Raw genomic sequence first — 25,036 nt, 5'->3', positions numbered from 1 at the left:
CCAACTTCTTGTATGGGTTTTATTATTTGCTGCGGAGTATCGTAAGAAGCCACAGCCTTGTCGTTATCAACACCATTCTAAAGTATCCGTAGTTGAGGGGGATTGCAAAACGCGACTAACGGTAAAATGTATATGATGAGTGTCTTTTCACTCATTGCCCGGGACTGTAGAGCGTTCGCCGCCTGGCAATTACCGCCGCACGTCGCATATCGTATGGGGAAGAAGGATCCGTGACGGCGCGGTAAACCTTGCCTGTATTAATAGATGGGACGCGGGCACTAATCTGGCGGGGTAAAGTCAGGCTGCGCGTCATCGGGGAAGGCCTTTTTGATCGCTGCAAACTCATCAAAATGCGCCAGCAAAATATCCACCAGCTCCGGCTCAAAGCGAGTGCCACGATTCTCTTTAAAATAGGCAATAATCTCGTGGTCGTCCCACGGGCCCTTGTAACAGCGACGGCTTCCCAGGGCGTCAAACACATCAGCGACAGCTGAAATGCGTCCGGCAACATGAATATCCTTTCCCGACAATCCTCGCGGGTAACCGCTGCCATCCCAGTTTTCGTGATGCTGGTAGGCAATCTGAGCGCCAAGCTGCAAAATAGGGTTGTCTGATTTACTTAGCATTTCATAGCCGATTTCAGCATGTTTTTGCATGATTTCGGTTTCATTAGGGGCATGTTTACCGGGTTTGTTTAAGATAGTATCGGGGATCCCTACCTTGCCCACGTCATGTAGCGGCGATGCCAGCTTAATCATTTCGGCCTGATCATCCGGTAAGCCATAATAGCCGGCCAGCAGGTGACTGATATGCGCTACGCGCTTCACATGACTGCCGGTTTCCTTCGAGCGCATTTCCACCGCTTCACCGATGACATAAGACAGCTCTTTCTGTGATTCACGGATCGTTTCACGCAATTTCAGGCTTTCGTGCGCCACGGCAATATGATTGGCAAAATAGTCCAGCAAATGATGTTGTACCGCCTCTAAAGGTTCATCATGGGCCACATAAAGAATATTTTCGGTGCCTCTGCTGGTGGTAAAGTAGCCGACAAATTCATCCTGGTTATGGATGCTGGTTCTGTTTGCCAGAGCTTTGCTGATTGCCCGTTGTATTGATGGGGAAAGCGTATCGAGCTGTGTATTACAGACCTTTTCTGCGCCGGTGTTTGCGGCCAGCACCGTTATTTTGTCGGGATGTTTATGGTGTTCAGGGACAACTGCACAACAAACAATGGGGCTGGATTCGATATTCAGTACGATTGAGATCTGATTAAGAATGGCAGAGGCAAATTGTGACAACGTATCGCATTCGATAAACTCGGCCGAAGCGGCGATAATTTTCTCCAGCCCCTGACGATGCCGCTCAATTATTTTGATATCCCGATACCCTCGCAGCGCTGAGAAAATCGAGGTTTTCAGACGCATCGCTGTCAGCTCGGTCTTATTTTTATAGTCGTTGATATCGTAATCGCGGATGACGCTTTCTTCTGGTGCTTCACCGGGTTGCCCGGTGCGCAGTATGAGTCTAATCAGGTGGTTTTGCTGTTCATCACGGATCCACTGGATCAGCTCCAGCCCCGCCTGCGAGGTCTCCATTACCACATCGACAATGGCGACAGCGAATTCGCGCTCCTTATCTTTAGTTAATATTTCACGTGCCTCACTGGCAGAACTGGCAAATGTCAGCGATACCTCCCTGCCGTCGAAGATAAATTCGCTGAGCACTATCCGGGTAATATGGTGAACTTCCACTTCGTCATCAACGACCAGAATTTTCCAGGATGCTTTGGGGCTGATGACGTTGTCACTGATTTCATCACTGGCAAATACCAGCTCATCTTCAAACATAGTGCTTACCTCGGTAATCCGGGACTGATGTAAGACAGAAATGCTACCCATTACGTCACAGGCTAACTTTATTATCGCGTGTGAAAAGGGGATCAGTACCCTGCTTTTACTATAGAAAGCATTTTTCGTTTTGCATAAACGCGGATAAAAAATATCTGCACTTCCATTGAGTCAAGCACTCACTTAAGGCTGCTGAACCAGGGTTGTATTGACGAATGGATCATGCAGAGAGCCAGGAGACGGTTATAGCAAAGCGGTATTTAGCATGGATCAACATTGATACCTCGCGATGATTCTCCTGCGTAAGATATTGATAAACCTTTCCGCTTTGCTGAGACGATACGGTTCACGCAAGGGATATTTTGGCTTAATTGTGTACGTACCACTGCGAATCTGTTCGTTAAATCGCCACTTGATCAGCCTGTCAGTTTCAAATGTTGTGAAGTACTATTTTATTGTTATAGTATAACATCACTTTTTGGGCGGCATCCTGGATTTCTATCTATGTCTGAAGACATTATCAGTGCTGATAACTTAAGCGTTGTAGTAAATGCTAAGCAAATTTTAAAAAACGTTTCCTTTAGTGCAAAAAAAGGCGAAGTGCTCGCACTGCTGGGAGGGAATGGTGCAGGCAAATCGACAACGATTAAAACGTTTTTAGGCTTGATGACACCTTCCTCCGGTACGGCGTCATTAGCCGGCGTGAATGTAGCAATGTCGCCAGACATTGTGCGAAAGAAGGTCGCGTATCTACCAGAGTCGGTGATGCTCTATGCACATCTTACTGCTATCGAAAATATTCGGTATTTTCTGTCGCTATCAGGAAAGACGAAGTCAGATAACGAGATTGCCGATGCGCTTTCCCGTGTTGCTTTGCAGGAGAAAGCCTGGCGGTTACCGTTGGGAGGCTATTCCAAGGGCATGCGACAAAAAACCGCGATTGCGTTGGCGTTGTTACGTAAAGCGCCGATTTTGTTTCTGGATGAGCCCACCTCCGGGCTTGACCCGGTGGCCATTGATGAATTCAACCGCTTAGTGAGCCAATTGGCTCGGGAGGGGGCCACCATCCTCATGGTAACGCATGATGTATATGGTGCCTGCCATGTTGCAAATCGTATTGGCTTGCTTCGCGACGGCGAGATCGTCGGTATGTTTGATGCGCCGGCTAACGGAAATATTGATCCGAAGAAGTTCATACCGCCTTCACCCGGGGAGTGAAGGCATGAGCAAGGTAGTTTTCACTATTGCCCGCGATGAATGGCGCTTCTGGCGGCGCTCGCACCTGGCGCAAACGGTACTGGCTATCACACTGATGCTGGTAGCTGCATCAGTCTGGGTGACATACGCCGATATCAGCCATACCACCGCTCAGCGTCAGCACATGCAATCGGAATCCGTGGATGCATTTGAAGAGCAGCCTGACAGGCATCCGCACAGAATGGTCCATTATGGTCACTACTTATTTCGTTCGCCACCCCCGCTGGGGGCCCTGGACCCGGGCATCGACGCCTTCACCGGGAACGCCATATTCTTAGAAGGGCACCGCCAAAACAGTGCGACGTTTGCCGATCAGAAGCAAAGTAGCGGCCTGTCCTGGGTAGGCTCACTCACGCCAGCTTATGTTATGCAAGTGCTAACGCCGCTGCTGCTCATTGTATTGGGGTTTGGCGTTATGACCCGTGAGCGCGAGGCCGGTACTCTTGATTTTCTTAAAGTGCAGGGCGTCTCTCCTTTATTGTTAATCCTGGGTAAGGGAGTGGCGTTGGCCGGAGCAGGCTTATTGGTTCTGATGCCATTGCTGATTGGGGTCGTCATCGCTGTTGGAAACGGCGCAGCATGGCTTCCGGCAGTTACGTTCATTGTCAGTTACCTGCTTTATATTCTGGTGTGGTGTGCACTGGTGCTGCTGGTGTCTTCAGTAGCGCCTTCAAACAGTTCCAGTTTTAGCGGACTCACCGCGCTTTGGATCGTGAGTTGTCTGGTGATCCCAAGAGTGGCCAGCAATACCGCAAGCGTAATGGTAGCCTCACCGGGAAAACTGGAAACCGATTTTGCGGTGTTGCAGAAGCTGCGTGAAATGGGCGATGGTCATAACGCTGAGGACCCAGCATTTAAGGCGCTGAAAGCTAACCTGTTGGCAAAATACAATGTTGACACGATTGAAGCGTTGCCGGTTAATTTTCGGGGTATTGTCGCGCAACAGTCCGAAGCGGATCTTACCCGCGTTCTTACTGCCTTTGCTGAAGAGCAAATGCAACAACAACTGTCGCAGGCGCAAATCGCACGCGAGTTTGGTTGGTTATCACCGATGATTGCCATTCAGAGTGCATCGATGACACTGGCAGGCACAGACCTGGAAAATTATCAGCGCTTTCTGCGCGAGGCAGAAGCGGTCCGCTTTGACTTCGTACAGTCACTGAACACAATGCACGCCGAAGGCCTGTCGCTTGAGGCTGACGCCAACAAATATAAAAGTCCGGAAGCCAGGAAAGCTGCGACAGTCAGCGCGGACAACTGGCAGATCCTGGAAGATTTTCATTTCTCACCTGCGCCGCCTACTGCACGTCTAAAGGACAGTGTTGCCGCGATCACACAATTGTTTTTTGCTGCGGTGTTTGTGACTGGGCTAATTTTACTTACGGGCAGACGTATATGAGAGGGGCAGATATTCGCCGCGAAGCACTATTTTTAGTACGCAGGAAAAGCGTAACCTTATTATTGCTTGCCGGTTTTGCACTGGCCATGTTTTCAGTATGGACCGGCAGCGTTGAGGTCGCTCAGCAGCACGCCACTATTGACCGGTTGCTGGAAGGCGACAGGATTGATCGCCAGGAAGTAACTCAAAAGCATAGCGATTACGGGTATCTTGCTTACTACACCTTCCATCTTACCTACGCTCCCCCTTCTCCGCTTGCGTTTGCGGCGTTGGGTGTCAGAGATGTCTACCCATGGAAGCATCGGATAAGAATGCTGGCGTTAGAAGGGCAAATTCACGAATCCGACACGCAGAATCCAGAGCTGGCGCTTGCCGGGCGTATTGATTTTACGTTTGTGATTGCCGTCTTTGCACCGCTGCTGCTTATTTTGCTATTGCATGATTTGCGAGCATCGGAGCGTGCGGCTGGCCGTTACGATTTTCTTGTGGTTACCGTGAAGCGCAAATTCAGCCTGTGGCCGCTGCGAGCCGCTTTACTGGTATTGTCATTGTGGCTGGTTCTGATACTCCCGTTTATTGGCGGCGCCATTTTCAACAACGTGCCTGTGTTGCAGATGGCTGCGGTGGGCGCATGCGTGTTGATCTACCTCCTGTTCTGGGCGGGGCTGTGCTATGGCGTGTCAGCATGGCGTATTGCTGCTCCGGTGCTGGCGTCTTTTTTACTGGGAGGCTGGTTGCTGACCACGTTTATCATTCCGGCAGTGGGGGATGTAGTCATCGAAGAAGCCTATCATGGCCCTGCAGGGGGAGATATTTTGATGACCCAGCGCGAAGCCGTAAACGATGCGTGGGACCTGCCTCATAGCGTGACGATGGAAGCCTTTGTCGCATCTCACCCCAAGTGGGAGGGAAAAACGCAAACCGATAGCTTGTTTGAATGGAAGTGGTATTACGCGTTTCAACAGGTTGGTGATGAAAAAGCCCGGCCGTTATCGACCGCGTACCAACAAACCGCAGAGAAGCGCTACGAGGCTGCTGGCTGGGTGGCGTTGCTGTCTCCGGCTACATTATTCAAACGGCATCTGACGCATTTGGCAGAAACTGATGCGAAAGCCGCCTGGCAGTACGAGCGTGATGTCAGGGCATTTCATGCTGAGCTGCGTCAGTTCTACTACCCGTTGTTATTTAATGATGCAATGTACGATGAAGCCGCACTGGCGACGCGGCCTACATTTAATCCAAAGCGCAATGCGGATGAATAAATAATCAGTAGCAAGGAGGTGGCAGGCTGGTATGCAGATAAAACCAGAACTTGCCGAACCGCCCTTCACGATTATCACAAATGTTGCCAGAGCCTGAAGCGTTTCTGGCAGCTTATCAGTGTTTTCTCAGGCCTGCGTTTGCAGGTCTTTTTCTACTTTTATCTCAGGAGTTTGATTGTATGGATTCAATGCTTAAACGCTTCGCATTGTCATCTTTCGCGCTGTTCGCGCTTTTTTTTATTAGTCTGAATGCACATAGTAAAGACACCTTTGAGCTGTTGGGTGTGCAGACTCAGGCAGGTGAAAAGAACGCGTATATGGCGACTGAGGGGGATATTGCATTGCCGGTTACTGTAGTTAACGGGTCCGAATCCGGGCCGGTACTGCTGCTGGCGGCAGGTACCCACGGAGATGAATACCCGTCGATGTTCGCGCTACAGCAGTTGGCTAATGAAATAGACCCGGCATCAGTAAGCGGGACGATAATTTTCTTGCACCTGGCTAATCCGGATGGGTTTCATGGTCGTCGGCTGGCATTAAACCCTAAAGACGAAAAAAATCTGAATCGCGAATTTCCTGGCAGCAAAAATGGAACGCCGACAGAACAACTTGCTGAATTACTTACCCGTGAATTTATCAGCCGAATTGATTTTTTCATTGATATGCACTCTGGCAGCGCGAACCAGAAGTTACTGAATCATGTGTACTCGCCGTTTGTCGGCAATGCTGAACTGGACTTACTGACCTTTGAGTTTGCCAGGGCGACAGGTATGCAGCACATTGTCATGTATGGCGATCGTCCACGAGATCCTGCCAACTCAATTTCTTTTCCAAACACGGCGATGACCCGAGGTAAGCCAGGTCTTACTACAGAGATAGGCCATCTTGCTCAGCGCGATGACGCGTCGATTGCGTATGCCGTCAGGGTCGCCAAAAACGCGCTTTATTTTTTAAACATGATATCGGGTAAAGCTACACCCCATCAGAACGCGGTGATATATCAGGACATTGATTACGTCAAAAGCCATCACACCGGTTTCTTCACGCCACGTGTCACTATCGGAGATAAGGTATCAGTGGGCGACGTTGTGGGAGAGGTCAGTGACTACTTCGGAAACGTGTTACAAACCCTCACCGCGCAGGCGTCCGGTATCATCATGATGATTAATGAGACACCGCCCGTGACAGAAGGGGAGTCGCCGGTAGCAATTGGTATCGCTGAGTAAATTGCGACGTTGAGCCGACAGAGGTAGCGTTCTCATTCTTTCGGTCGGTCCTGTTCCGGCCGGACATGCAGAAAGCTGGCAAAACGCGGTATGCCGTTTCGGGTCAACCCGTAATATTTGAAGGTGATCCAACTTCCTGGTGGAGGCGGGTTGAGGCGCTCATTGTGGCTAAACCCGCTGCCAATTTTAAATTGAGTGCCATCAGAGGTTTTAACCAGTAACGAGCCCATCATGCCTTTGAATTTTCCCTTTCCCGGCAACTGCGCAACGACTGTTGCTTCGGCGTCGTCATAGCGTTTCAGCTTAAGCAGATGCGGGTTGCGTCCATGCTGGTAGATTGCCTGCCTGTGGTGCAGCATCAACCCTTCGCCGCCGTTGGCAATAACCTCATCCAGATGTTGTTCCATGGCGTCGACGGATGCAAACGAACGCTGCGGGATCATGCTGAGATAGGGGCTGTTGGTTGTGCGAACAACGTCAGACATTTTGCGAACGCGGTCAGCGAAAACCAGATCGTCGTCAGGTAAATCAAACAGCTTCATAGTGACGGTGCGCCATCGCTCATCGGGCTGACTGCGCAGCACAATGGAGGCGATGCGTTCAAACTCGCCGTGCTGAGTCCACAGCTCTCCGTCAAGCACCTGTTCCGGCCAGTTCGCTGTAAACCAGTGTGGGGCATGAATGATATTGCCATTACGGGTAATAAGGTGAGTTCCGGTCCAGCGCGCGCGAATGCCATCAAGCTTCTCGCTTACCAGGTACTGTTGAATATCCACCTGTCCCTGGTAGCGACTGGCCAGCTGAACCGCGGCGTTATCGATATATGAGGCGATTGCCGCATTAACGCCGCCAAGTGTTATAAGGCACAAGAACACTATCCGCATTGTGGTTTTCATACACTATCTCCTTGCTGACAACGAAGTATACGTAGCTGGTATCTGGTGAATACTGGTCGAAAGATCGTTTGTGATTATCACCGCGGTGTTGGAAATCGTAGTGGGAAGAGATGGCAAGCGACCAGGGCCAGTTAAAAATGTGGAGTGATAGTGCGACGCAATAGTAGTGACAAGTGTGGGGAATGAAACAAAGCAAAAAAGAACGCTACCCTGAAAAATCACCAGGTAGTAAGTAGAAAGTACTGCAACGCAGTATGTACTATCCCGACAGGGTATCGACGTTATCGGGAGAGTACATTTTCAGTTATTTTGTCAATAAAGATGTCTTACGCAACCTTGTTGGCAGGTGGCTGCGCTACGTCATCGTAACAAACTCCTCGGCACTGGTAGGGTGAATCGCTACGCAGGCATCTAAATCGGCCTTTGTCGCGCCCATTTTGATTGCTACGGCAAAGCCCTGCAGAATTTCATCCATGCCGTGTCCGATACCGTGAAGACCAACAACTTTCTCGTTTTCACCTGCGCAAATCACTTTCATCTTCGTGGCCTGCCGGTGACGTGTTACTGCTGAGAACATGGAGGCAAACGATGAGGTGTACACCTTGATATTTGCTTCACCGTATTCTTTCGCTGCTTCCGGTTCCGTCATTCCTATAGTGCCGATAGGTGGGTGGCTGAACACGACGGTAGGAATCAATGAGTAATCCAGATGGGCATTTTCCTGGCCGTTAAATAATCGCTCACTGAGCAGTCGCCCTGCTTTTATCGCTACGGGAGTCAGTTCCGCGTGACCGGTGATATCGCCCACCGCATAAATGCCCTCGGCTGCCGTATTCTGATATTTGTCCACCTCCACAATACCGTTTGGCAGCACTTTTACATCGGTATTCTCCAGGCCCATATCGCTGGTGGACGGAGCGCGGCCGATTGCCCAGATCAGGCAGTCGGTATCAATTGTCTCGCCATTACTCAGCTGCACCTTAAGGTGCTTATCAGATACCTTTTCCACTTTTTCCACAGAGGCAAATGTGTGCAGAGTGGGGCCTTCCTCGTGAATAAGATCGACCAGCGTTTCATGAATCAGCGGATCAAAATGACGCAAAGGCGCATGTTTTCTGACGACCAGATGGGTTTGTGTTCCCAACGATTGCAGCACGCCCGCCAGCTCGACACCGATATACCCCGCGCCTACTACCACAGCAGTTTTGGGCTGCTCTTTCAGCGCAAAAAAGCCATCGCTATCGATGCCATGCTCAGCACCTTCAATGTCTGGAAAAATGGGATGGCCGCCGGTGGCGAGGGTGATATGTTTGGCAGTGTACTGCTCGCCGTCCACCTCTACGGTGTGATTGTCGATAAAGCGGGCAAACCCTTTTATCAGCGTAACGTCATTGGTAGAAAGTACTCTGTCATAAGAGGCGTGAATGCGCTCAATATAAGCCTGGCGACTGGCTATCAGCGTGTCCCAGCTAAAATGATTCACGCTGAGATCAAACCCGTACTCTGGCGCATACCGGTGAATAGACTCAGCAATCTGGGCGCCATACCACATGGCTTTTTTGGGCACGCAGCCTACGTTTACGCAGGTGCCGCCAATATCTTTGGCTTCGATAATTGCAGCACGTTTACCGTGCTTCGCGGCGCGGTTTGCAGAAGCGATTCCACCGCTGCCGCCGCCAATACAGATGTAGTCAAATTCTTTCATGTTGGTCGCTTTTGGTTAAAGTGTGTATGGTTCTCATTCTGGCATGAATGAAAACGGGAAAAAACGTCACTAAACTTGTTACTTACGTGCCCCGGATAACAAAGTTTATCGTGAGCCTGACGGTTTTGTTATTTCCTTGCTTGTTTGCATCTTTCCAAGTAGTAGTATGCGACTTATCTGCTCATTATCAATGACTAACCGGAAACGTGTTTATGTCTGACACCCATTATGACGACGCCACAGCCTATCGGTATTACCGAACCCTAACGAGTATTGCCGGTTCCGATGACGATATCGAAACCATGCTGCGTCAGGCGATAGAGGCCACTTTCGCGTATATCGGCGCGAAACAGGCGTTTTATTTGCCTTGCTGGGAAGGTCGACTGCACGATATTTCAACCATTAAAGTGTTTAACGGCGAAAGCTGGAATGCGCCTGCAGGTTCGCTTAAAGCGCTTTGCGATACGGTGTCAGAGTACGCGTCGGCAAAGACTGGCCTGGTGGTGAGTAACGAGAAGTGGGTTTTACTTGTTATCGATTGCGCTTCGCAACCCTCGGTGTGGGCCGTGCTAAGCGTGGATAGTGCGCCGGGCGACGAGGTGCTCTCTGTATTAGAGGACGCCACAAAGTGCATTGCCTTCGGACTGAAACATCGTCGACGGGAAAAAGATATTGCGGCGACACAACGAAGCATGGAATCCATCAGCCGGGGAATGGCAGAAACCATGGCGCAGCTGGTGCAGGCTGAAAAAATGTCTGAGCTGGGAAAACTCACGGCGGGTATCGCCCATGAGATTAATAATCCGGTCGGTTATATCCGCTCTAACCTGGAATCTCTCGCCACGTATATGGACTCGTTTCAGACGTTTTTTTCTGAGCTTGAGCAGGCTGTGGAAAAAGGGCAGGTGAGCCCGGAGGTGTTTGATTCCCTGAAAACACGCTTTGATTTTGACTTTTTACTGGAAGACAGCAAAGAGATTGTCGAAACCAACTTGTCTGGTGTTGACCGAATCAGCAACATCGTGAGCGAGCTGTATGCTTTTTCCCGTCGGGGCGAGGGCAAGTTTAAAACGCTGAAAGTCGCGGATGTGGTCAAGCGTTGTATCACGCTCACCCGCAGTCAGTTTGATACGCACCATAATGTGATTTACGAGGACGATACGACTTCGGGGCTTATTTCCGGGGACGGTTCGCAGCTTGAGCAGGTGTTCGTTAATATGATGATAAATGCGGCTCACGCCATGCCCGGAGGAGGCACCCTAACCTTGCGTGTCAGCGAGACTATCAGCCATGTTGAAGTAAGCATTGCCGACACCGGAACAGGCATGGATAAAGCCACCCGTGCAAAAATTTTCACACCATTTTTTACTACCAAAGCCACGGGGAAGGGAACCGGACTGGGGCTGGCTATCACGCAGGGTATTCTGCATGCCCATGATGCGATCACTGACGTTAGCAGTGAACTAAATAAAGGCACAACATTTACGCTTCGGTTCCCTCGGGTTGAAGGCCCCGAATGAATTCATTTATCCGGCCGCTGGAACGTCCTCTGCTGTTTCAGGCTCCTCTTTTTTCAGGCAAATAGTAAACTTCTTACCCCGCTCGCGCTCGAATTGGGCTAACTTGCTAATTGTTGACTCTGAAAAAATGTGCCCTTCAGGCAGGATAAGAATATGCGCATCGTTATACAGGTTTTGCCCCAGCACCATACCGGGTTTCAGCGAGGTCGCTGAAACGGTGTTGTCCATATAAAGCGGACGCCCGACGTCCTGTGCATTTAGCAGTATGTCCAGGATCTCGCCGTCATAGCGGGTGTTTTTATGCTTTTTCATCTCCAGCTTGGCTTCTCTTGGTGCCATCTCTATGCCACTGAGGCGGCCGGTTACCAAGCGCCAGTAATCACGAGCAATAGCCAGGATCCGCGCACCCACTGGGATCTCCTTTGCGACCTTATTGTATAGTCCCGAGCCATTGTAGTGCTCAAACTGAAATTCAATAATGTCTGATACTGATTGCATTTGATGGGCGGGAGCTAAAATTTCCGCCGCTTTGCGGGTTTGCGATAAGTACGCTTGCTGTTGCTGATAATTCAGTTTCGAAAACGGCAGGCGATAATCATCGGGTGTCAGACCTAACAAGCCTAATTCACAGATGAGACCGGCGTATTTCACCAGTTTTACCATGTCTTTTTCCTGGCCGGCTTCTTTCGCCAAACGTCCGGCCAGCTCACTCACTTCTATCGCGAATTTACCATTGATATCGGGGTTGATACTAATCACATTAAACAGTACCTGCTCGATAGCCTGATTATGCTTTTCGACCCGGTTCAGTGCAGCCTTTATCTGGCGGGTGCGCTTTTGTACCATCTGTTCCAGTTGCATGTTGATATCTTTAAGCTTTTTGTTTTGCGCTGCAGTCAGCTTTTGTAGCCGGGCGTTCTCATCTTTCAGGCGTATCCGTTCAAGGCCTTCTTCGATGGTATTCATCAGTTCCTGATTATCCCATGGCTTTTGCAGGTAGCGGTGGATCCGGCCCTGATTAACGGCCTTAATGGTAGAGTCAATATCCGCAAAACCGGTCAGTACTACCCGAAAGGTATCCGGGTACTTTTCGGCGACCTGTTCGAGTAACTCAGCCCCTGACATACTCGGCATCTTCATGTCCGAAATAACAACGTGAGCAGGCGTTTTGGCCAGAATCTCTAGCGCCTTTTGTCCGCTGTCTGCTAACACCAGATTAATATCCATTTTAAACAGTGCACGTTTGATCGCCCGCAGAATGTTTGGCTCATCATCGATGAAAATAACGGTATATTTTTTCTGCACCTGATTGTCGCTGGTATGCATAACTTAACCCTTATCTGGTGTATCGGAACTGTGCACAGCCGACCGGTTAATAAAGACCTTTCATTGCTGGTCTTGTTTGTCTGAATGCACCGAATCCTCGGGCGGTGTCAAAGGTAAAGTCAGCGTGAAACAGCTGCCTTTGCCCTCGTCGCTCCTGACACTAAGCGTGCCTCCATGTTCCTCGGCTATGCCGAAAGAAATCGAAAGTCCCAGGCCTGTTCCCTGACCCTCTGGTTTGGTAGTAAAAAACGGATTGAATAACTTATCGATGTGCTCAGGCTTAATGCCGCCGCCGGTATCTTCAATATGCACACTGACCTGTTTATTGTCAGCAGTGGTAGCAATGCGGATGTGCCCATGCTTTTTGGTGGCTTCAATCGCCTGGCCGGCATTGATCAACAGGTTCGTGATTACCTGTGATATTTTTCCTACATTGATAAATACACGCGGTATTGCACTTAACTCAACCTTAACGTCGCTGATATATTTTAATTTATTGTTCACCATACTCAGCGTGGTGCGCACACAGTCATTGATATCGAACCACTGCTTTTCGTCACTGTCTATGCGTGAAAACAGTTTCAACCCTTTGACAATCTCACTGACACGCTCGAGCCCTTCCGAAGACTCCCGAATAAGCGGAACAACGTCTTCATTAATGAAATCAATATCATGCTGTTCGAACCGTTGTTTCAACTGTTCGAGTTTCTGGAGCCGCTCGCGGTCATCTGTGGTGTTGATAACAGACTGCATTTCAGCAAACAGCAACTGATATGTAGAAATATAGTCTGAAAGCGTCGATAAATTACTGCCGACGAAGCCCACAGGATTATTTATTTCATGGGCGACACCTGCCGCAAGCTGACCTACAGACGCCATTTTTTCAGCCTGAAGCAACTGGACCTGTGCTTCCTTCAAATCTTTATTGGTTGATTGCAACAATGCGTTTTTCTGTTGCAGAAGTGTGGTTCTGTCCTGCACCTTTTGTTCCAGTGAGCGATTAAGCTCGGTAAGCTCCGTTTCTACCGTCGATCGTCGTTTATATTCTTCAAACAATGAGTCAGCCAACTGGTTAAACGCTTCTGAAAGTTCAGCCAGTTCATCAGAGCCGGTCACTTTTACTTTATTATCGGTATAGTGATTATTCTCCACGGAGCGGGCGATTTTTCTGGCACCTGAGCGCAGCACTTTTAACTGAGACGTCAGGTAGGTGCCAAGCACAAAAGAAAACAACGCCACTAACAGCATCTCAATCAGGGCGATGGATACTGCCCAGTTACGTACTTTTACCAGCGAGTTGCTGATAGACGAGATATTAATGCCGAGCTCAACCCGTCCGTAAAGCTGGCTGTTTACCTTGATGGGGGCAGAGATGTCAAAAACGCCATCATCAGTCTGGTCTACAAAACTGTCTTCCTGAAATGGCTGCGAAAGGGCCGCCTCAGAACCACCGGAAGCAAATACATTGCCGCTGTTGTCTATAATTCTGACGTAAACAATATCTGAGTTCGCCAGTAACTCTTCAACGTCGGTTTCCAAAGAGGCGAGATCGTAGCTGAGAAAGGCATTTTTTGTCGTTGAGGCGAACAGGTTTGCCGTTGTATGCGCCCGCTTTAAGATACTGTCATCCAACAGCGTAGTCAGAAACTGAAATATGGTGATAACCAGAATTGCAAGCAAGGTGGCTTCGATGACCGCTACCCCGGCAATGGTTTTTGTTCTCAGCGAGCAATTCACAGCGATACCTCAAAAATGTGGCCGCGCCAGAGATTGAATGCCAAGTTCTCTGACATCATCCCAGTCGCTATTCCGGGCCTCTTCGAAGCCGTCAAACTTAAGCGGTGCGAGTATCGGTTTGTGCTCGCTGCCATTCAGTGCCAGTAGGGCTTTCAGCAACGCAGAACGGATTTCCGGTGACAGATGCGCTGCCGTTGCTATCGCATGCGGGGTATAGGCTTTACTCTTCCATAGTATTCTCAGGTTATCTCTGATACCCGGTTCGATGCTGTTCAGTGTTCTGATGATCCCACCGCCTGCAGGCAAAAAGCCTTTGCTTACATTAAGATAGACCGAATCGTGAGAGAACACATACTGAGGAGTAATAGAAATTCCCATCTTGGCAAGTTCAGCCTGTGGAAGGATGCTGGCAGCAAACGCTGCCGGAGCAGGAAACGCCACAGTTAGCCCGTGTAATTCTTCGATGTGCATGAAGGGGCTGTTTGCGGCAACTACAATAACGCCAACGAGGTTTTTATTTTTCTGACGGGCCAGTGCTTCGTAGCCTGCCAGCTCGTGAAATTCTGTGTAGTGGTATGGATTCATGTAAGCAATATCGTATTGCTTTTCCGTAAGCCGGGCTTCAAATGTCGGGATGTCTTTGGCCGTAGCAAAGTTTATGGTGACACCCGTTTGTTGTGAAAGGTGATTGAGTAACGGCTGCCAGTTTGCCGCCAGTTTTTTTGCCGATTGTTGAGGAACGATGCCAAAAGTCAGAGATTCCGCAGAACTGTCTGAACTAAAAAAGAGAGTCAGAAGCCAGCAAAAGGTTGTCAGCATTAACGTGCGGTATTTCATCTGCAACTCCCGAAGCCTGCATCAGGCCGACATGTAGGTGTCCAGCAAGCTGGTTAAGTCATGGTTTGAAAACGGCTTTTGCAGCACGGCATCGGCGCCCATATCCAGAGCTCGCTCCAGGCTGACATCATCAAGCGCTGAGATAACGATGATCTTTAGTCGCTTGTAGCGCTGCTGTTCACGCGTGAACTGGATCACGCTGTAACCATCCATGCCCGGCATGCTCAAGTCCAGCGTCATCAGTTTCGGGTTGTTTTGGCTTAGCATAATTCCCGCCTGAAAGCCGCCCGTGGCAATCATAGTGTCGTAGCCTGCACGGCGCGCCACTCGCTGTATTGACTTGGCCACCGGCATTTCATCATCGACTATCAGGATCCCAGGCGTCGCCTCACCGCGAAGCTGTTGCGGCACCGGCATGTTATGGCGTTCCAGAAAGTCGACGAAGTCGTCAACCAGTACCCGGTTGTTACCGCGCCCGGGAAGCTTGAAACCTTTCAGTTTGCCACTTTCGATCCAGCGGATAACAGTTCTAAGGTTCACGTCGCAAAATGCGGCAATTTCCCCTGAAGTCAGTGTTTTCATTTTTTCACCCGGTAAACGTTACGTGTATTACGTTATAACACGTCGATTAAAAAGTGACAATCAAGACTAAAGTATAGATTGCGACAAATGTGACATGCGGCTATTGTTTGAACATTGTTTATCAGTGGTAATTCATGTGAGAAAACAAGTCAGTTCACATTTCAGACACTACAACATTTATGCAGTAATCATTGCAGCCTGCGGCATGTCATTGTCGTCGGTCAGGGCCGAGCCGGTTACCGTATCGCCTTACGCCAGCGTGCTGCTTCGTTACGAAAACGACACTGCGATGGCAGGCGCTAGCGATCGCGAAAGATTGCGGGCCACTGTTCGGGCAGGTATACAGGGTAGCATCGGCAATGCCTGGCGCTATCGCGTACGCGTGAGTACAGGATTAAAAAACCGACAGAACGTGCCTTCCATTACCTTATATCGTTTTACTGAGCAGGGGCTTCCTGACAAGGATGTGTATGTCGATCAGGCGTATGTAGAGTATCAGCACGATGACACGGCGTTTATTGCCGGCAAAATTCCCTGGCAACTGACAAACAGTACCGATGTGTTCTGGGACCGGGATCTACACCCGATTGGCGCAGCGCTGCATCATCAGGTGTCCGACGGCCTGACCCTGACCGGGTTCTGGGGCGCGCCACTTGATGGCGCTTCGGGGACGATCGGCAGTCTTCAGGCTGTGCAGGCCACGTGGACAACCAAATATGACAACACAAGCTGGACTTTCGCTCCCTGGCTGGTGAATTACGAGGGACAGCAGCATTGCCAGTATGCGTGCAAGGAGACCGGGTCCGATCACACCTCATTACGGCTGAGTACCTGGTTAAGCTGGCAGCAATGGCGGATTGCCGTGGATGCGGGTCACGCTCTCACTTCAGACGGCGTAACGGTGGACGCTGACCGTGACGATCGCACCAGCCTGGCTGTGGAATTACGCTATGGCAAGCTGAAAGAAAAAGGCGATTTTCAGGCGCATCTGAGACTGTTACATGTAGAAAAATTTGCGGTAATTGAAGAGTTTGCACAGAACGCAACCGGGCGACTGGCAACCACGAACTACAACGGTATTGATGTCAGGGCACGTTATTCCGTTCGCGCTGACTGGTGGGTAGGCACAAGGTTCAGCCACCTTAATTCGCTTGAGGGAGAGAAAAAGCACGCAAATCGATTTCGTATCGAAACCCAGTATCGCTGGTAATGACTTTCTGAGGTGTACCATGTCATTGCAATACGTGAGCCCGCCGAGCGGTGTGCAAGAGTTGCTTATCGTTGACGATGAGCCTGCCGTACTGTCATCACTGAAACGTGTAATCCGGCCAGCCGGATACCGCATTCATACTGCAGTAAACGGAAAAGAAGCCCTGCCAATACTTGCCCAAAATAACATTGCGGTGGTGCTGACAGACAATAACATGCCACATATGTCTGGTGCCGACCTGCTTCGTTATATCCATCAGTATTATCCGGCTACTGTCACCATCATGCTTAGCGGTGAGGGGGATTTTGATACTCTGGTTGAATTGTTAAACAACGGCCTGGCAAATAAATACCTGACAAAACCCTGGACTGACAGTGTGCTTGTCAGTGAAATCGAGCAGGCTTTCAGGCAATACAATACCCGGCGGGAGAACACCTGGACGCAACGCATTCGCTCATTAAAAGCGTCACTTGATCAGCACAAAGAAGGTCCGGACGCGCCGCAAAACGTGATTCCGTTCGACCAGTACAATACGCTGGTGGTGGTCAAACTGATTAATTACGATGATATTGGTCTGTCACATGGCAGCGACGTTGCCGACGAACTTGATACGCTGATTTCCGAGCGTATCCGAAGCTTTCTGAAAGTGCCTTGCAGAGTAAAATGCCTTGAGCAGGGACTGTTTGCGATATTTTTTCCGGAAACGGATGAGAAAACTCTGGATGAGCTGTGCAGCGACATGCGTCGTTTCATTCAGAAGTCGTATTTAATTAATAATAATACGGTGTTTTGTCACGTCGGGGTGGGCTATCGGGTTACCAAAGATTGCGCGTTTGAGTTTGATATTCTGATAAAAAGCCTGGAGCTCGCCATTCTCCGCGAAGTTAACCGGGTGACGGTAACGCATCTTGACGACAGTACCATCGAACGTTTTCAGCGTCAGCAGGCTATCCGCAACGACTTGCAGCACGGCTTACAACAGGGGGAGTTTACGCTGGCGTATCAACCTAAAGTATCGCTGCAATCCGGTATGATAGAAGGCGCTGAAGTGCTGCTTCGGTGGCAGCATCAGTCTATGGGATGGGTCTCTCCTGCAGAGTTTATCAGTCTGGCGGAACTGGACGGCCAGATTGAGACTATCGGTGACTGGGTGCTGAAAAACAGCATTCGCTCGGCCTCCGAACTGGTTCGCTTTAGCCCGGATATCACCTCGGTGGCTATCAATGTGTCGGTACGGCAACTGCAGTCTTTTCACATCGTAAGGCTATTGAAAAGTGAGCTGGAGCGATACAGCCTCAATCCGCGTGTTATTGAGCTGGAAATTACCGAAACCGCCATTGCAGAAAACAGTGATTTTATGAATAACCTGCTCTGGCAGATAAAATTACTGGGCGTGCGTATCTCTATTGATGATTTCGGTGCTGGATATACATCACTGTCTTATCTTGCAAAACTTCCCATTGACGTTCTGAAGCTGGATAAATCGCTGGTGGACCACATTGACACCGAACCCAATAAAAGAGAGTTGGTAAAAAGCCTGATAAGCAGCGCGCGCAAGCTGGAAATGCAGGTAGTCGCTGAAGGGGTGGAAACGAATGCCGTGTTGAAATGTTTAAAGCGTCTGCATTGCGATACGGTACAGGGCTTTATTTTCAGTAAAGCGGTAACACGAAATGACTTTCAGAAGCTGGTGTTACAACAACCTTTTCGAACGTAGGTGTCTGGCATGCTGGCGATGACACGCCGACGATAGCTGGGCCAATTGAACAACACACCACTGACAAGCGGTCGGAATACGAAGCCGGCCCCTTTCACAGCCCGTTCTACTCTCTGGAGGCGTTAGAACAAAACACGCTGTAAATTCCCTTGTTTTTCCTCTCAGCGATCCCACATACTCTCTCATATCCCAATGAAAGTGAGAATGGAATGACAACACCTGCTATCGAGAAAACAGACGGTCTGCCACTTTTTTCAGGTATTACACCTGAGCAAATTAAACCTGCTGTTGAATCTGCCATTGCACAATGCAAGCAAACCATTGATGAGGTGGTGGAATCCAGAGATTACTCTTACGCAAATGTGGTGCTGAAAATCGAAGAAGTAGATGACCATTTAGGCAAGCTTTGGTCTCCGGTATCGCATATGAACTCTGTTGTCAGCACCGATGCGCTGCGCGAAGCCCATGACAGCTGTTTACCGATGCTATCAGAATACGGTACGTGGGTGGGGCAGCACGAAGGACTTTACCAGGCATACAAGTCGCTGAAAGACAGTGACGAATTTGCACAGCTTAGTGAAGAACAGCAAAAGCATATTACTAATACTATCCGTGATTTTACGCTTTCCGGTGTGGCGCTGCCAGCTGAGCAGAAAAAACGCTATGCCGAAATCCAGGCGCGACTCAGTGAGTTGTCATCGACCTTCAGCAACAATGTGATGGACGCCACCATGGGCTGGACTAAGCATATCACTGATGAGGCGGACTTAGCCGGGCTGCCGGAATCTGCCCGTGAGGCTGCCGCGCAGGCGGCCCACCAGAAAGATTTGCAGGGCTGGCTGTTTACGCTGGATATTCCTTCCTATCTCCCGGTTATGCTTTACGCAGACAAGCGTGAACTTCGCGAAGAGATGTACCGGGCGTACAGCACCCGCGCCTCGGAGCAGGGGCCGAACGCCGGTAAGTGGGATAACACCGACATCATCCAGGAAATTCTGGCACTGCGCACCGAGATGGCGAAGCTGCTTGGCTTTGACAGTTATGCAGAAAGCTCGCTGGCAACCAAGATGGCGGAGTCTCCGCAACAGGTTATCGACTTCCTTCGTGATCTCGCGGCAAAGTCGAAGCCGCAGGCGCAGCAGGATCTGGACGAAGTGAAGCAGTTTGCCAGCGACAAACATAATGTCACAGAACTGGAAGCCTGGGATGTGCCTTACTACAGCGAAAAGCTCAAACAGGAAAAATACACAATTTCTGATGAGATGCTGCGCCCATACTTTCCGGAAGACAAGGTCCTGTCAGGCCTGTTCGAAGTAGTGCACCGCTTGTATGGCCTTAAAATTCTGGAACAGCCGGGTATCGATACCTGGCACAAAGACGTGCGCTATTTCACCATTACTGATGACGCGGATGCGCTGCGTGGCAGTTTCTATCTTGATTTGTACGCCCGTGAGAAGAAACGTGGCGGCGCCTGGATGGATGAGTGCCGTGTGCGTCGAAACCTGTTAAATGGTGAACTGCAGCGCCCGGTTGCGTATCTCACCTGTAATTTTAATGCACCGGTGGGCGACAAACCCGCGTTGTTTACTCACGATGAAGTGGTCACACTGTTCCATGAATTCGGTCACGGCATTCATCATATGCTGACCAAAATGTCGGTTGCCGGGGTGTCAGGCATTAATGGTGTGCCATGGGATGCGGTAGAGCTGCCCAGTCAGTTTCTTGAAAACTGGTGTTGGGAAGAGGAAGCGTTGAGCTTCATTTCCGGCCACTACGAGACAGAAGAAGCGTTGCCAAACGATCTGCTGGACAGAATGTTGGCGGCGCGGAATTTCCAGTCTGCTATGCAGATGGTAAGACAGCTGGAGTTTAGCCTGTTCGATTTTCTTTTGCACCAGCAGGACGGCAGTGCCGTTGATGTGCAGAAAACCCTGGATGCGGTGCGCGACGAAGTCGCGGTTATCACGCCACCTTCGTTTAATCGATTCCAGAATAGTTTCGGTCACATTTTTGCGGGCGGTTACGCCGCTGGCTATTACAGCTATAAATGGGCCGAGGTGCTTTCTTCTGACGCATTCAGCCGTTTCGAAGAAGATGGGATCTTCAATCGCGATACCGGCAGATCCTTTCTGCAAAACATTCTGGAAATGGGCGGTAGCCGTGAACCGATGGATCTGTTCGTGGCCTTCAGGGGCCGTGAACCCAATGTCGATGCATTGCTGCGACACAGTGGTATTACCGGCTAATGGCGGAAACCTTCGATACTATTTACCAGCGCGCCTGCGAGCGAAAAGGGGGCGCTGACATCGTAGAGGCGATGGTCACCAAACCATTGACGGCGAAGCAGGTCAGCAAGGTACCCGACGATCGCTTTCTGGCCGAGATGACCAAAAAGGTATTTCAGTCCGGATTTGTATGGCGGGTAATCGAGAAAAAGTGGCCGGATTTCGAAACCGTATTCTTTGGTTTCGACATTGATAAAGTGTTGCTGATGCCCGATGAAATGCTGGAGCAGAAAGCATCGGACAAGCGCATCGTCAGAAACTACAAAAAGGTAATGACGGTGCGTGACAACGCCATCATGATTAACGATGTTGCACGTGAGCACGGCAGTTTCGGTAACTTTGTGGCGTCGTTTGAAGGCGCAGAAATCGTGCATCTCTGGCAGTTTCTTAAGAAGCGTGGTGCGCGTCTTGGTGGTAATACGGGCTCGTATATGCTGCGCGCTATTGGCGTGGACACCTTCTTATTGTCGCAGGATGTGGAAGACTATTTTCGCAAACAGGATCTGATCCACGGGGGCCTGCAAACAAAACGCAGCCTGGAAACGATTGCTGCGCAATTTGACACATGGCAACAGCAAAGCGGGCGTCCGCTGGAACAAATCAGCCAGATCCTCGCTTACAGCTGGGGCACAAATCGCCGTGTAGTCTGACCGCTTATCAGGTTGTGGCCGGGCTGGTCACAACCTGATGTATGAATGTCATTGCTTAAGCGCGACTGGCATTGATGGGGCACACCGTCAGCACATGTAAACAGCCGTCAGCATGTCTTATACCCTTCACCCTTGTGTGTGACAGAGCCATCCCCCGCGGCTTTTCTGCGCGTTACCGTGCGCTCAGGCACTGTTTGCCTGCTGCCATCGCTTATCTGAGGTCACTGTAATTTTCCATGCCGGCATCCGGTTAAACTTTCCTGTATTTAAGGCGGTAAAGCGCTGTTGCTAACCGCCTTATTTCGTTACACTTTGACACAGTAAAAATAACTGACAGGACCGTCATGAGCGACAATCCGAATACGCCCTCCACATCAGAGAATCAGAATACTGCAGTCACCACCGACTTTGGTTACAAGCAGGTCGATAAGTCACAAAAAGCCTCAATGGTGGCTAATGTATTTGACTCGGTTGCGGCGAAGTACGATGTCATGAATGATTTGATGTCCCTGGGCATTCATCGTTTGTGGAAGCGTTACACTATCGACTGTTCCGGGGCGCGCGCCGGACATAAAATTCTCGATATTGCCGGCGGTACCGGCGATTTGACGGCAAAATTTTCCCGCTTGGTTGGCCCTACTGGCAATGTCACGCTGGCTGACATCAACCTGTCTATGTTGACCGTGGGACGCGATAAACTGCGTGACCGCGGGCTTATCAGCAACATCGACTACGTTCAGGCGGATGCCGAAGCGCTGCCGTTTCCGGATAATTCCTTTGATATCGTCACCATGGCGTTCGGACTTCGCAATGTGACGGAAAAACAAAACGCGCTGAACTCGATTTACCGGGTGTTGAAGCCGGGTGGCCGTTTGCTGGTACTGGAGTTTTCTAAACCGACCACGGAACAGTTAAGCAAGCTTTACGATATGTATTCGTTTCATGTGCTGCCAAAAATGGGGCAGCTGGTGGCAAACGATGGCGAAAGCTACCAGTATCTGGCGGAAAGTATTCGTATGCACCCGGATCAGGAAACCCTGAAGGGCATGTTTGAAAAGGCCGGCTTTGAGCAATGCGACTACAAAAACCTGACCGGTGGTATTGTTGCACTGCACAGAGGGTACAAATTTTAATGCCTGCGTCAGCATTATTTAGCGCGACCATTGAGCGACTGATAAATCAGATGCTCAGCATGGATCCGGATTCGGCCGCGCGTTTAAAGCCGCTGGCCGGCTCGCGGTTTGTGATTTTCGTTACGCCTCTTCCCTTTGGCATTGAACTGCATTTTTCAGACCGTGTGGATGTGCTGACAACACAGCAACCCCGCGACGCGCTTATTGCCTCGCTGACCGCTGCAGACTGTTGTATTCAGACCTCGCTGGACACCTTGCCGACGTTAAAAGACACCAGTCAGCTTACCCGTCTGATTCAGGAAAAGAAACTGAATCTGGACGGCGAGCTGCGCATTGCTCAACAGGTCAGCGCGCTGTTTCAGCAGCTGGATATCGACTGGGAAGAGCACCTGGCTGAACACACCAATGACGTGCTGGCGCATGAAGTATTTTCAGCAGGAAAACGCATGCACAATACGCTGTTAACCTTTACGCGAAAGCTTAGCCGTACCGTGGGTAATGCGGTGGTGGAAGAGAAACAGCTGGCTGCACACCGCCTGGCTGTCATGCATTTCAACGATGAGGTCAGCGAGCTGCGTGATGACGTCGCGCGGGCAGAAGTGCGATTACAGAAGCTGGAAGAGCAGGCGAACAAGAACTGATTATGCGCATTCTCAGGTTGTATAAAATAAATAAAGTGCTGCTACAGCATGGTGTTGATGAACTTATCCCCAAGCGTTGGTTGCCCTGGTATGCCCGACTGGCAAGAAAGTGTATATTCTGGATCCCCAACAAGCATAAAAAGCACAATGCCGGAGAACGAATAACGCTGGCACTGCAGTCACTTGGCCCGGTCTTTATCAAGTTCGGACAAATGTTGTCTACCCGACGCGACCTGCTGGCCCCGGCGATAGCAAATGAACTGGCGATGCTGCAGGACAAAGTCACGCCGTTTTCCAGCGAGGCTGCCCAACAGATTATTAAAACCTCTCTGCAACTGCGAACACTGGATGAACTGTTCAGTGAGTTTCATGCAGAGCCGCTTGCATCCGCGTCAATTGCACAGGTGCATGCTGCGAAGCTTCGCAGCAACAACCGTGACGTGGTAGTTAAGGTGTTGCGACCGGATATCCGTGACACCATCAACGCCGATATGGAGTTGTTATACACGCTGGCGAAAGTGCTGCAAAAGTGGCTGCCTGATGGCAAGCGTTTGCGTCCGATAGAGGTGGTAAAGGAATATCAGAAAACCATTGTTGATGAGTTAGATTTGTTGCGCGAGTCGGCCAATGGCATGCAGCTTCGCCGCAACTTCGAAGGTTCTGACGCATTGTATGTGCCTGAAATTTACAGTGATCACTGCAGGCACAATGTGTTGGTGATGGAGCGTATTTACGGCCTGCCTATATCGAACATTGATGCACTGCTGGCGCAGAATACAAACATGAAAGTGCTCGCTGAGCGGGGCGTAGAGGTTTTCTTTACGCAGGTGTTTCGCGACAGCTTTTTTCACGCTGATATGCATCCGGGAAATATCTTTGTTGCCACGGAAAATCCGACAAACCCGAAGTATATCGCCATCGACTTTGGCATTGTCGGCACGCTGAATAAAGAAGATAAGCGTTATCTGGCAGAAAACTTCATCGCGTTTTTCAACCGGGATTACCGTAAGGTAGCGCAATTGCACGCCGATTCAGGCTGGGTACCGCAAGATACCAATATTGATGAGTTTGAAATGGCGATCCGCACCGTGTGCGAACCCATTTTTCAGAAGCCACTGGCAGAAATTTCTTTCGGGAATGTCTTGCTGCAACTGTTTAATACCGCACGGCGCTTCAACATGGAAGTACAGCCACAACTGGTACTGCTGCAGAAAACGCTGCTGTACGTAGAGGGGCTGGGCCGCCAGCTGTATCCGCAACTGGATCTATGGAAAACGGCGAAACCGTTTCTGGAAAACTGGATGCGGGAACAAATCGGCGTGACCGCAATGATTAAAAAAGTGCGTGAAAACATGCCGTACTGGTCAGAAAAGCTGCCAGAAATGCCGGACCTCATTCACGACAGCATGATGCAGATGAAACGAATTCCGCTGCAGCAGCAACGCACGCATCAGAAGATGATTGAGCTTCAGACACAATCGATTCAGTCGACGCATTTAAGCATTGTTGGTGCTACCGGCGTGTTACTCGCCGCTATTTTGCCGGTTTATCAGATCCACTGGGCGTTTCCCGCAGCAAGTGCGCTTGCTGGTGTTGTCTGCTGGTATATGGCTTGGAGAAAAGGGCAGTAAGTACTCATTTACCTGCACAAATGGTCAAATAATTGTTGTGACATTTGCATGAAAATTTTGTGATAAATGCAGTTAAATGCCTAATTTTTGTATCATTCTCTTACCACAATGGTATAGTGACATTGGCCTTCGGGTCACAGGTCTTTTTGAAGACGTGATTATTGTTTATTTG

At 50.0% G+C, this 25,036-nt stretch carries 18 protein-coding genes and 1 pseudogene; 12 read left to right on the top strand and 7 right to left on the bottom strand.

The genetic code is table 11. The features are described from left to right. Positions 1-278 precede the first annotated feature (278 nt). Entirely contained in the window at positions 279-1,850 is a 1,572-nt protein-coding gene (locus tag JKP77_RS09750; RefSeq protein ID WP_218310995.1) for a DUF3369 domain-containing protein, read from the bottom strand. Positions 1,851-2,354: 504 nt separating this feature from the next. On the opposite strand from JKP77_RS09750, the pseudogene JKP77_RS09745 reads away from it, so the two are divergent. From JKP77_RS09745 to JKP77_RS09730, 4 genes and pseudogenes are all read left to right on the top strand, one after another. After that, positions 2,355-3,076 (top strand): annotated as a pseudogene (locus JKP77_RS09745) (ABC transporter ATP-binding protein). Then, positions 3,073-4,506 (top strand): ABC transporter permease, encoded by a 1,434-nt coding sequence (locus JKP77_RS09740; RefSeq protein WP_218310994.1) that lies wholly within the window; start codon positions 3,073-3,075, stop codon positions 4,504-4,506. Before JKP77_RS09745 ends, JKP77_RS09740 begins: the two are co-directional and overlap by 4 nt. After that, on the top strand, positions 4,503-5,768 hold the full coding sequence (locus tag JKP77_RS09735) for a DUF3526 domain-containing protein (protein WP_218310993.1): 1,266 nt from the start codon (positions 4,503-4,505) through the stop codon (positions 5,766-5,768). The genes JKP77_RS09740 and JKP77_RS09735 overlap by 4 nt, the downstream gene beginning before the upstream one ends. A 179-nt stretch (positions 5,769-5,947) precedes the next feature. After that, complete coding sequence (locus JKP77_RS09730; RefSeq protein ID WP_246601160.1) at positions 5,948-6,994, top strand: succinylglutamate desuccinylase/aspartoacylase family protein; 1,047 nt, start codon at positions 5,948-5,950, stop codon at positions 6,992-6,994. Between the two features lie 32 nt (positions 6,995-7,026). Here the strand turns inward: JKP77_RS09730 and JKP77_RS09725 are convergent, their stop codons facing one another. Then, positions 7,027-7,890 carry a DNA ligase gene (locus JKP77_RS09725; RefSeq protein WP_218310992.1) on the bottom strand — a complete coding sequence of 288 codons (864 nt, stop codon included), beginning with the start codon at positions 7,888-7,890 and terminating at the stop codon, positions 7,027-7,029. A 355-nt stretch (positions 7,891-8,245) separates the two neighbouring features. Further along, a complete protein-coding gene (gorA, locus tag JKP77_RS09720) occupies positions 8,246-9,595 on the bottom strand; it encodes a glutathione-disulfide reductase (RefSeq protein WP_218310991.1) in 1,350 nt (449 codons plus the stop codon). 212 nt (positions 9,596-9,807) lie between these two features. On the opposite strand from gorA, the gene JKP77_RS09715 reads away from it, so the two are divergent. Next, positions 9,808-11,115: a sensor histidine kinase gene (locus JKP77_RS09715; RefSeq protein WP_218310990.1), complete on the top strand. Its 1,308-nt coding sequence runs from the start codon at positions 9,808-9,810 to the stop codon at positions 11,113-11,115. Between the two features lie 6 nt (positions 11,116-11,121). Here JKP77_RS09715 and nosR read toward each other — a convergent pair whose 3' ends face one another. Genes nosR through JKP77_RS09695 form a run of 4 tightly spaced genes read right to left on the bottom strand, consistent with a single transcriptional unit; the run spans position 11,122 to position 15,597 of the window. Then, positions 11,122-12,441: a response regulator c-di-GMP phosphodiesterase, NosR family gene (gene nosR / locus JKP77_RS09710; RefSeq protein WP_218310989.1), complete on the bottom strand. Its 1,320-nt coding sequence runs from the start codon at positions 12,439-12,441 to the stop codon at positions 11,122-11,124. Positions 12,442-12,501: 60 nt separating this feature from the next. Beyond that, positions 12,502-14,178, bottom strand: coding sequence for an ATP-binding protein (locus JKP77_RS09705; protein ID WP_218310988.1), 1,677 nt, complete (start codon positions 14,176-14,178; stop codon positions 12,502-12,504). A 9-nt stretch (positions 14,179-14,187) separates the two neighbouring features. Then, complete coding sequence (locus tag JKP77_RS09700; RefSeq protein WP_476726937.1) at positions 14,188-14,997, bottom strand: phosphate/phosphite/phosphonate ABC transporter substrate-binding protein; 810 nt, start codon at positions 14,995-14,997, stop codon at positions 14,188-14,190. A gap of 39 nt (positions 14,998-15,036) precedes the next feature. Beyond that, positions 15,037-15,597 (bottom strand): response regulator, encoded by a 561-nt coding sequence (locus tag JKP77_RS09695; RefSeq protein ID WP_218310986.1) that lies wholly within the window; start codon positions 15,595-15,597, stop codon positions 15,037-15,039. 136 nt (positions 15,598-15,733) lie between these two features. Here JKP77_RS09695 and JKP77_RS09690 point away from each other — a divergent pair, with 136 nt between their 5' ends. From JKP77_RS09690 to ubiB, 7 genes are all read left to right on the top strand, one after another. Continuing rightward, positions 15,734-16,807 (top strand): putative porin, encoded by a 1,074-nt coding sequence (locus JKP77_RS09690; RefSeq protein ID WP_218310985.1) that lies wholly within the window; start codon positions 15,734-15,736, stop codon positions 16,805-16,807. Between the two features lie 19 nt (positions 16,808-16,826). Further along, complete coding sequence (locus JKP77_RS09685) at positions 16,827-18,524, top strand: EAL domain-containing response regulator (protein ID WP_218310984.1); 1,698 nt, start codon at positions 16,827-16,829, stop codon at positions 18,522-18,524. A gap of 209 nt (positions 18,525-18,733) precedes the next feature. Then, positions 18,734-20,770: an oligopeptidase A gene (gene prlC / locus JKP77_RS09680; protein WP_218310983.1), complete on the top strand. Its 2,037-nt coding sequence runs from the start codon at positions 18,734-18,736 to the stop codon at positions 20,768-20,770. Continuing rightward, on the top strand, positions 20,770-21,459 hold the full coding sequence (locus tag JKP77_RS09675; RefSeq protein ID WP_218310982.1) for a DNA-3-methyladenine glycosylase I: 690 nt from the start codon (positions 20,770-20,772) through the stop codon (positions 21,457-21,459). Before prlC ends, JKP77_RS09675 begins: the two co-directional genes overlap by 1 nt. A 344-nt stretch (positions 21,460-21,803) precedes the next feature. Continuing rightward, the gene (ubiE, locus tag JKP77_RS09670) at positions 21,804-22,592 is read left to right on the top strand and encodes a bifunctional demethylmenaquinone methyltransferase/2-methoxy-6-polyprenyl-1,4-benzoquinol methylase UbiE (protein ID WP_218310981.1); all 789 of its coding nucleotides are present in this window, start codon (positions 21,804-21,806) and stop codon (positions 22,590-22,592) included. Further along, positions 22,592-23,233 carry a ubiquinone biosynthesis accessory factor UbiJ gene (locus tag JKP77_RS09665; protein ID WP_218310980.1) on the top strand — a complete coding sequence of 214 codons (642 nt, stop codon included), beginning with the start codon at positions 22,592-22,594 and terminating at the stop codon, positions 23,231-23,233. Before ubiE ends, JKP77_RS09665 begins: the two co-directional genes overlap by 1 nt. 2 nt (positions 23,234-23,235) lie before the next feature. Further along, positions 23,236-24,864, top strand: a complete 1,629-nt coding sequence (ubiB, locus tag JKP77_RS09660; RefSeq protein WP_218310979.1) for a ubiquinone biosynthesis regulatory protein kinase UbiB — start codon at positions 23,236-23,238, stop codon at positions 24,862-24,864. Positions 24,865-25,036 lie beyond the last annotated feature (172 nt).

It is taken from the genome of Alteromonas antoniana (assembly GCF_019249295.1).
In the GTDB taxonomy this organism is placed as follows: Bacteria; Pseudomonadota; Gammaproteobacteria; order Enterobacterales; family Alteromonadaceae; genus Alteromonas; species Alteromonas antoniana.
This window is presented reverse-complemented; position numbering and strand designations above follow the sequence as displayed.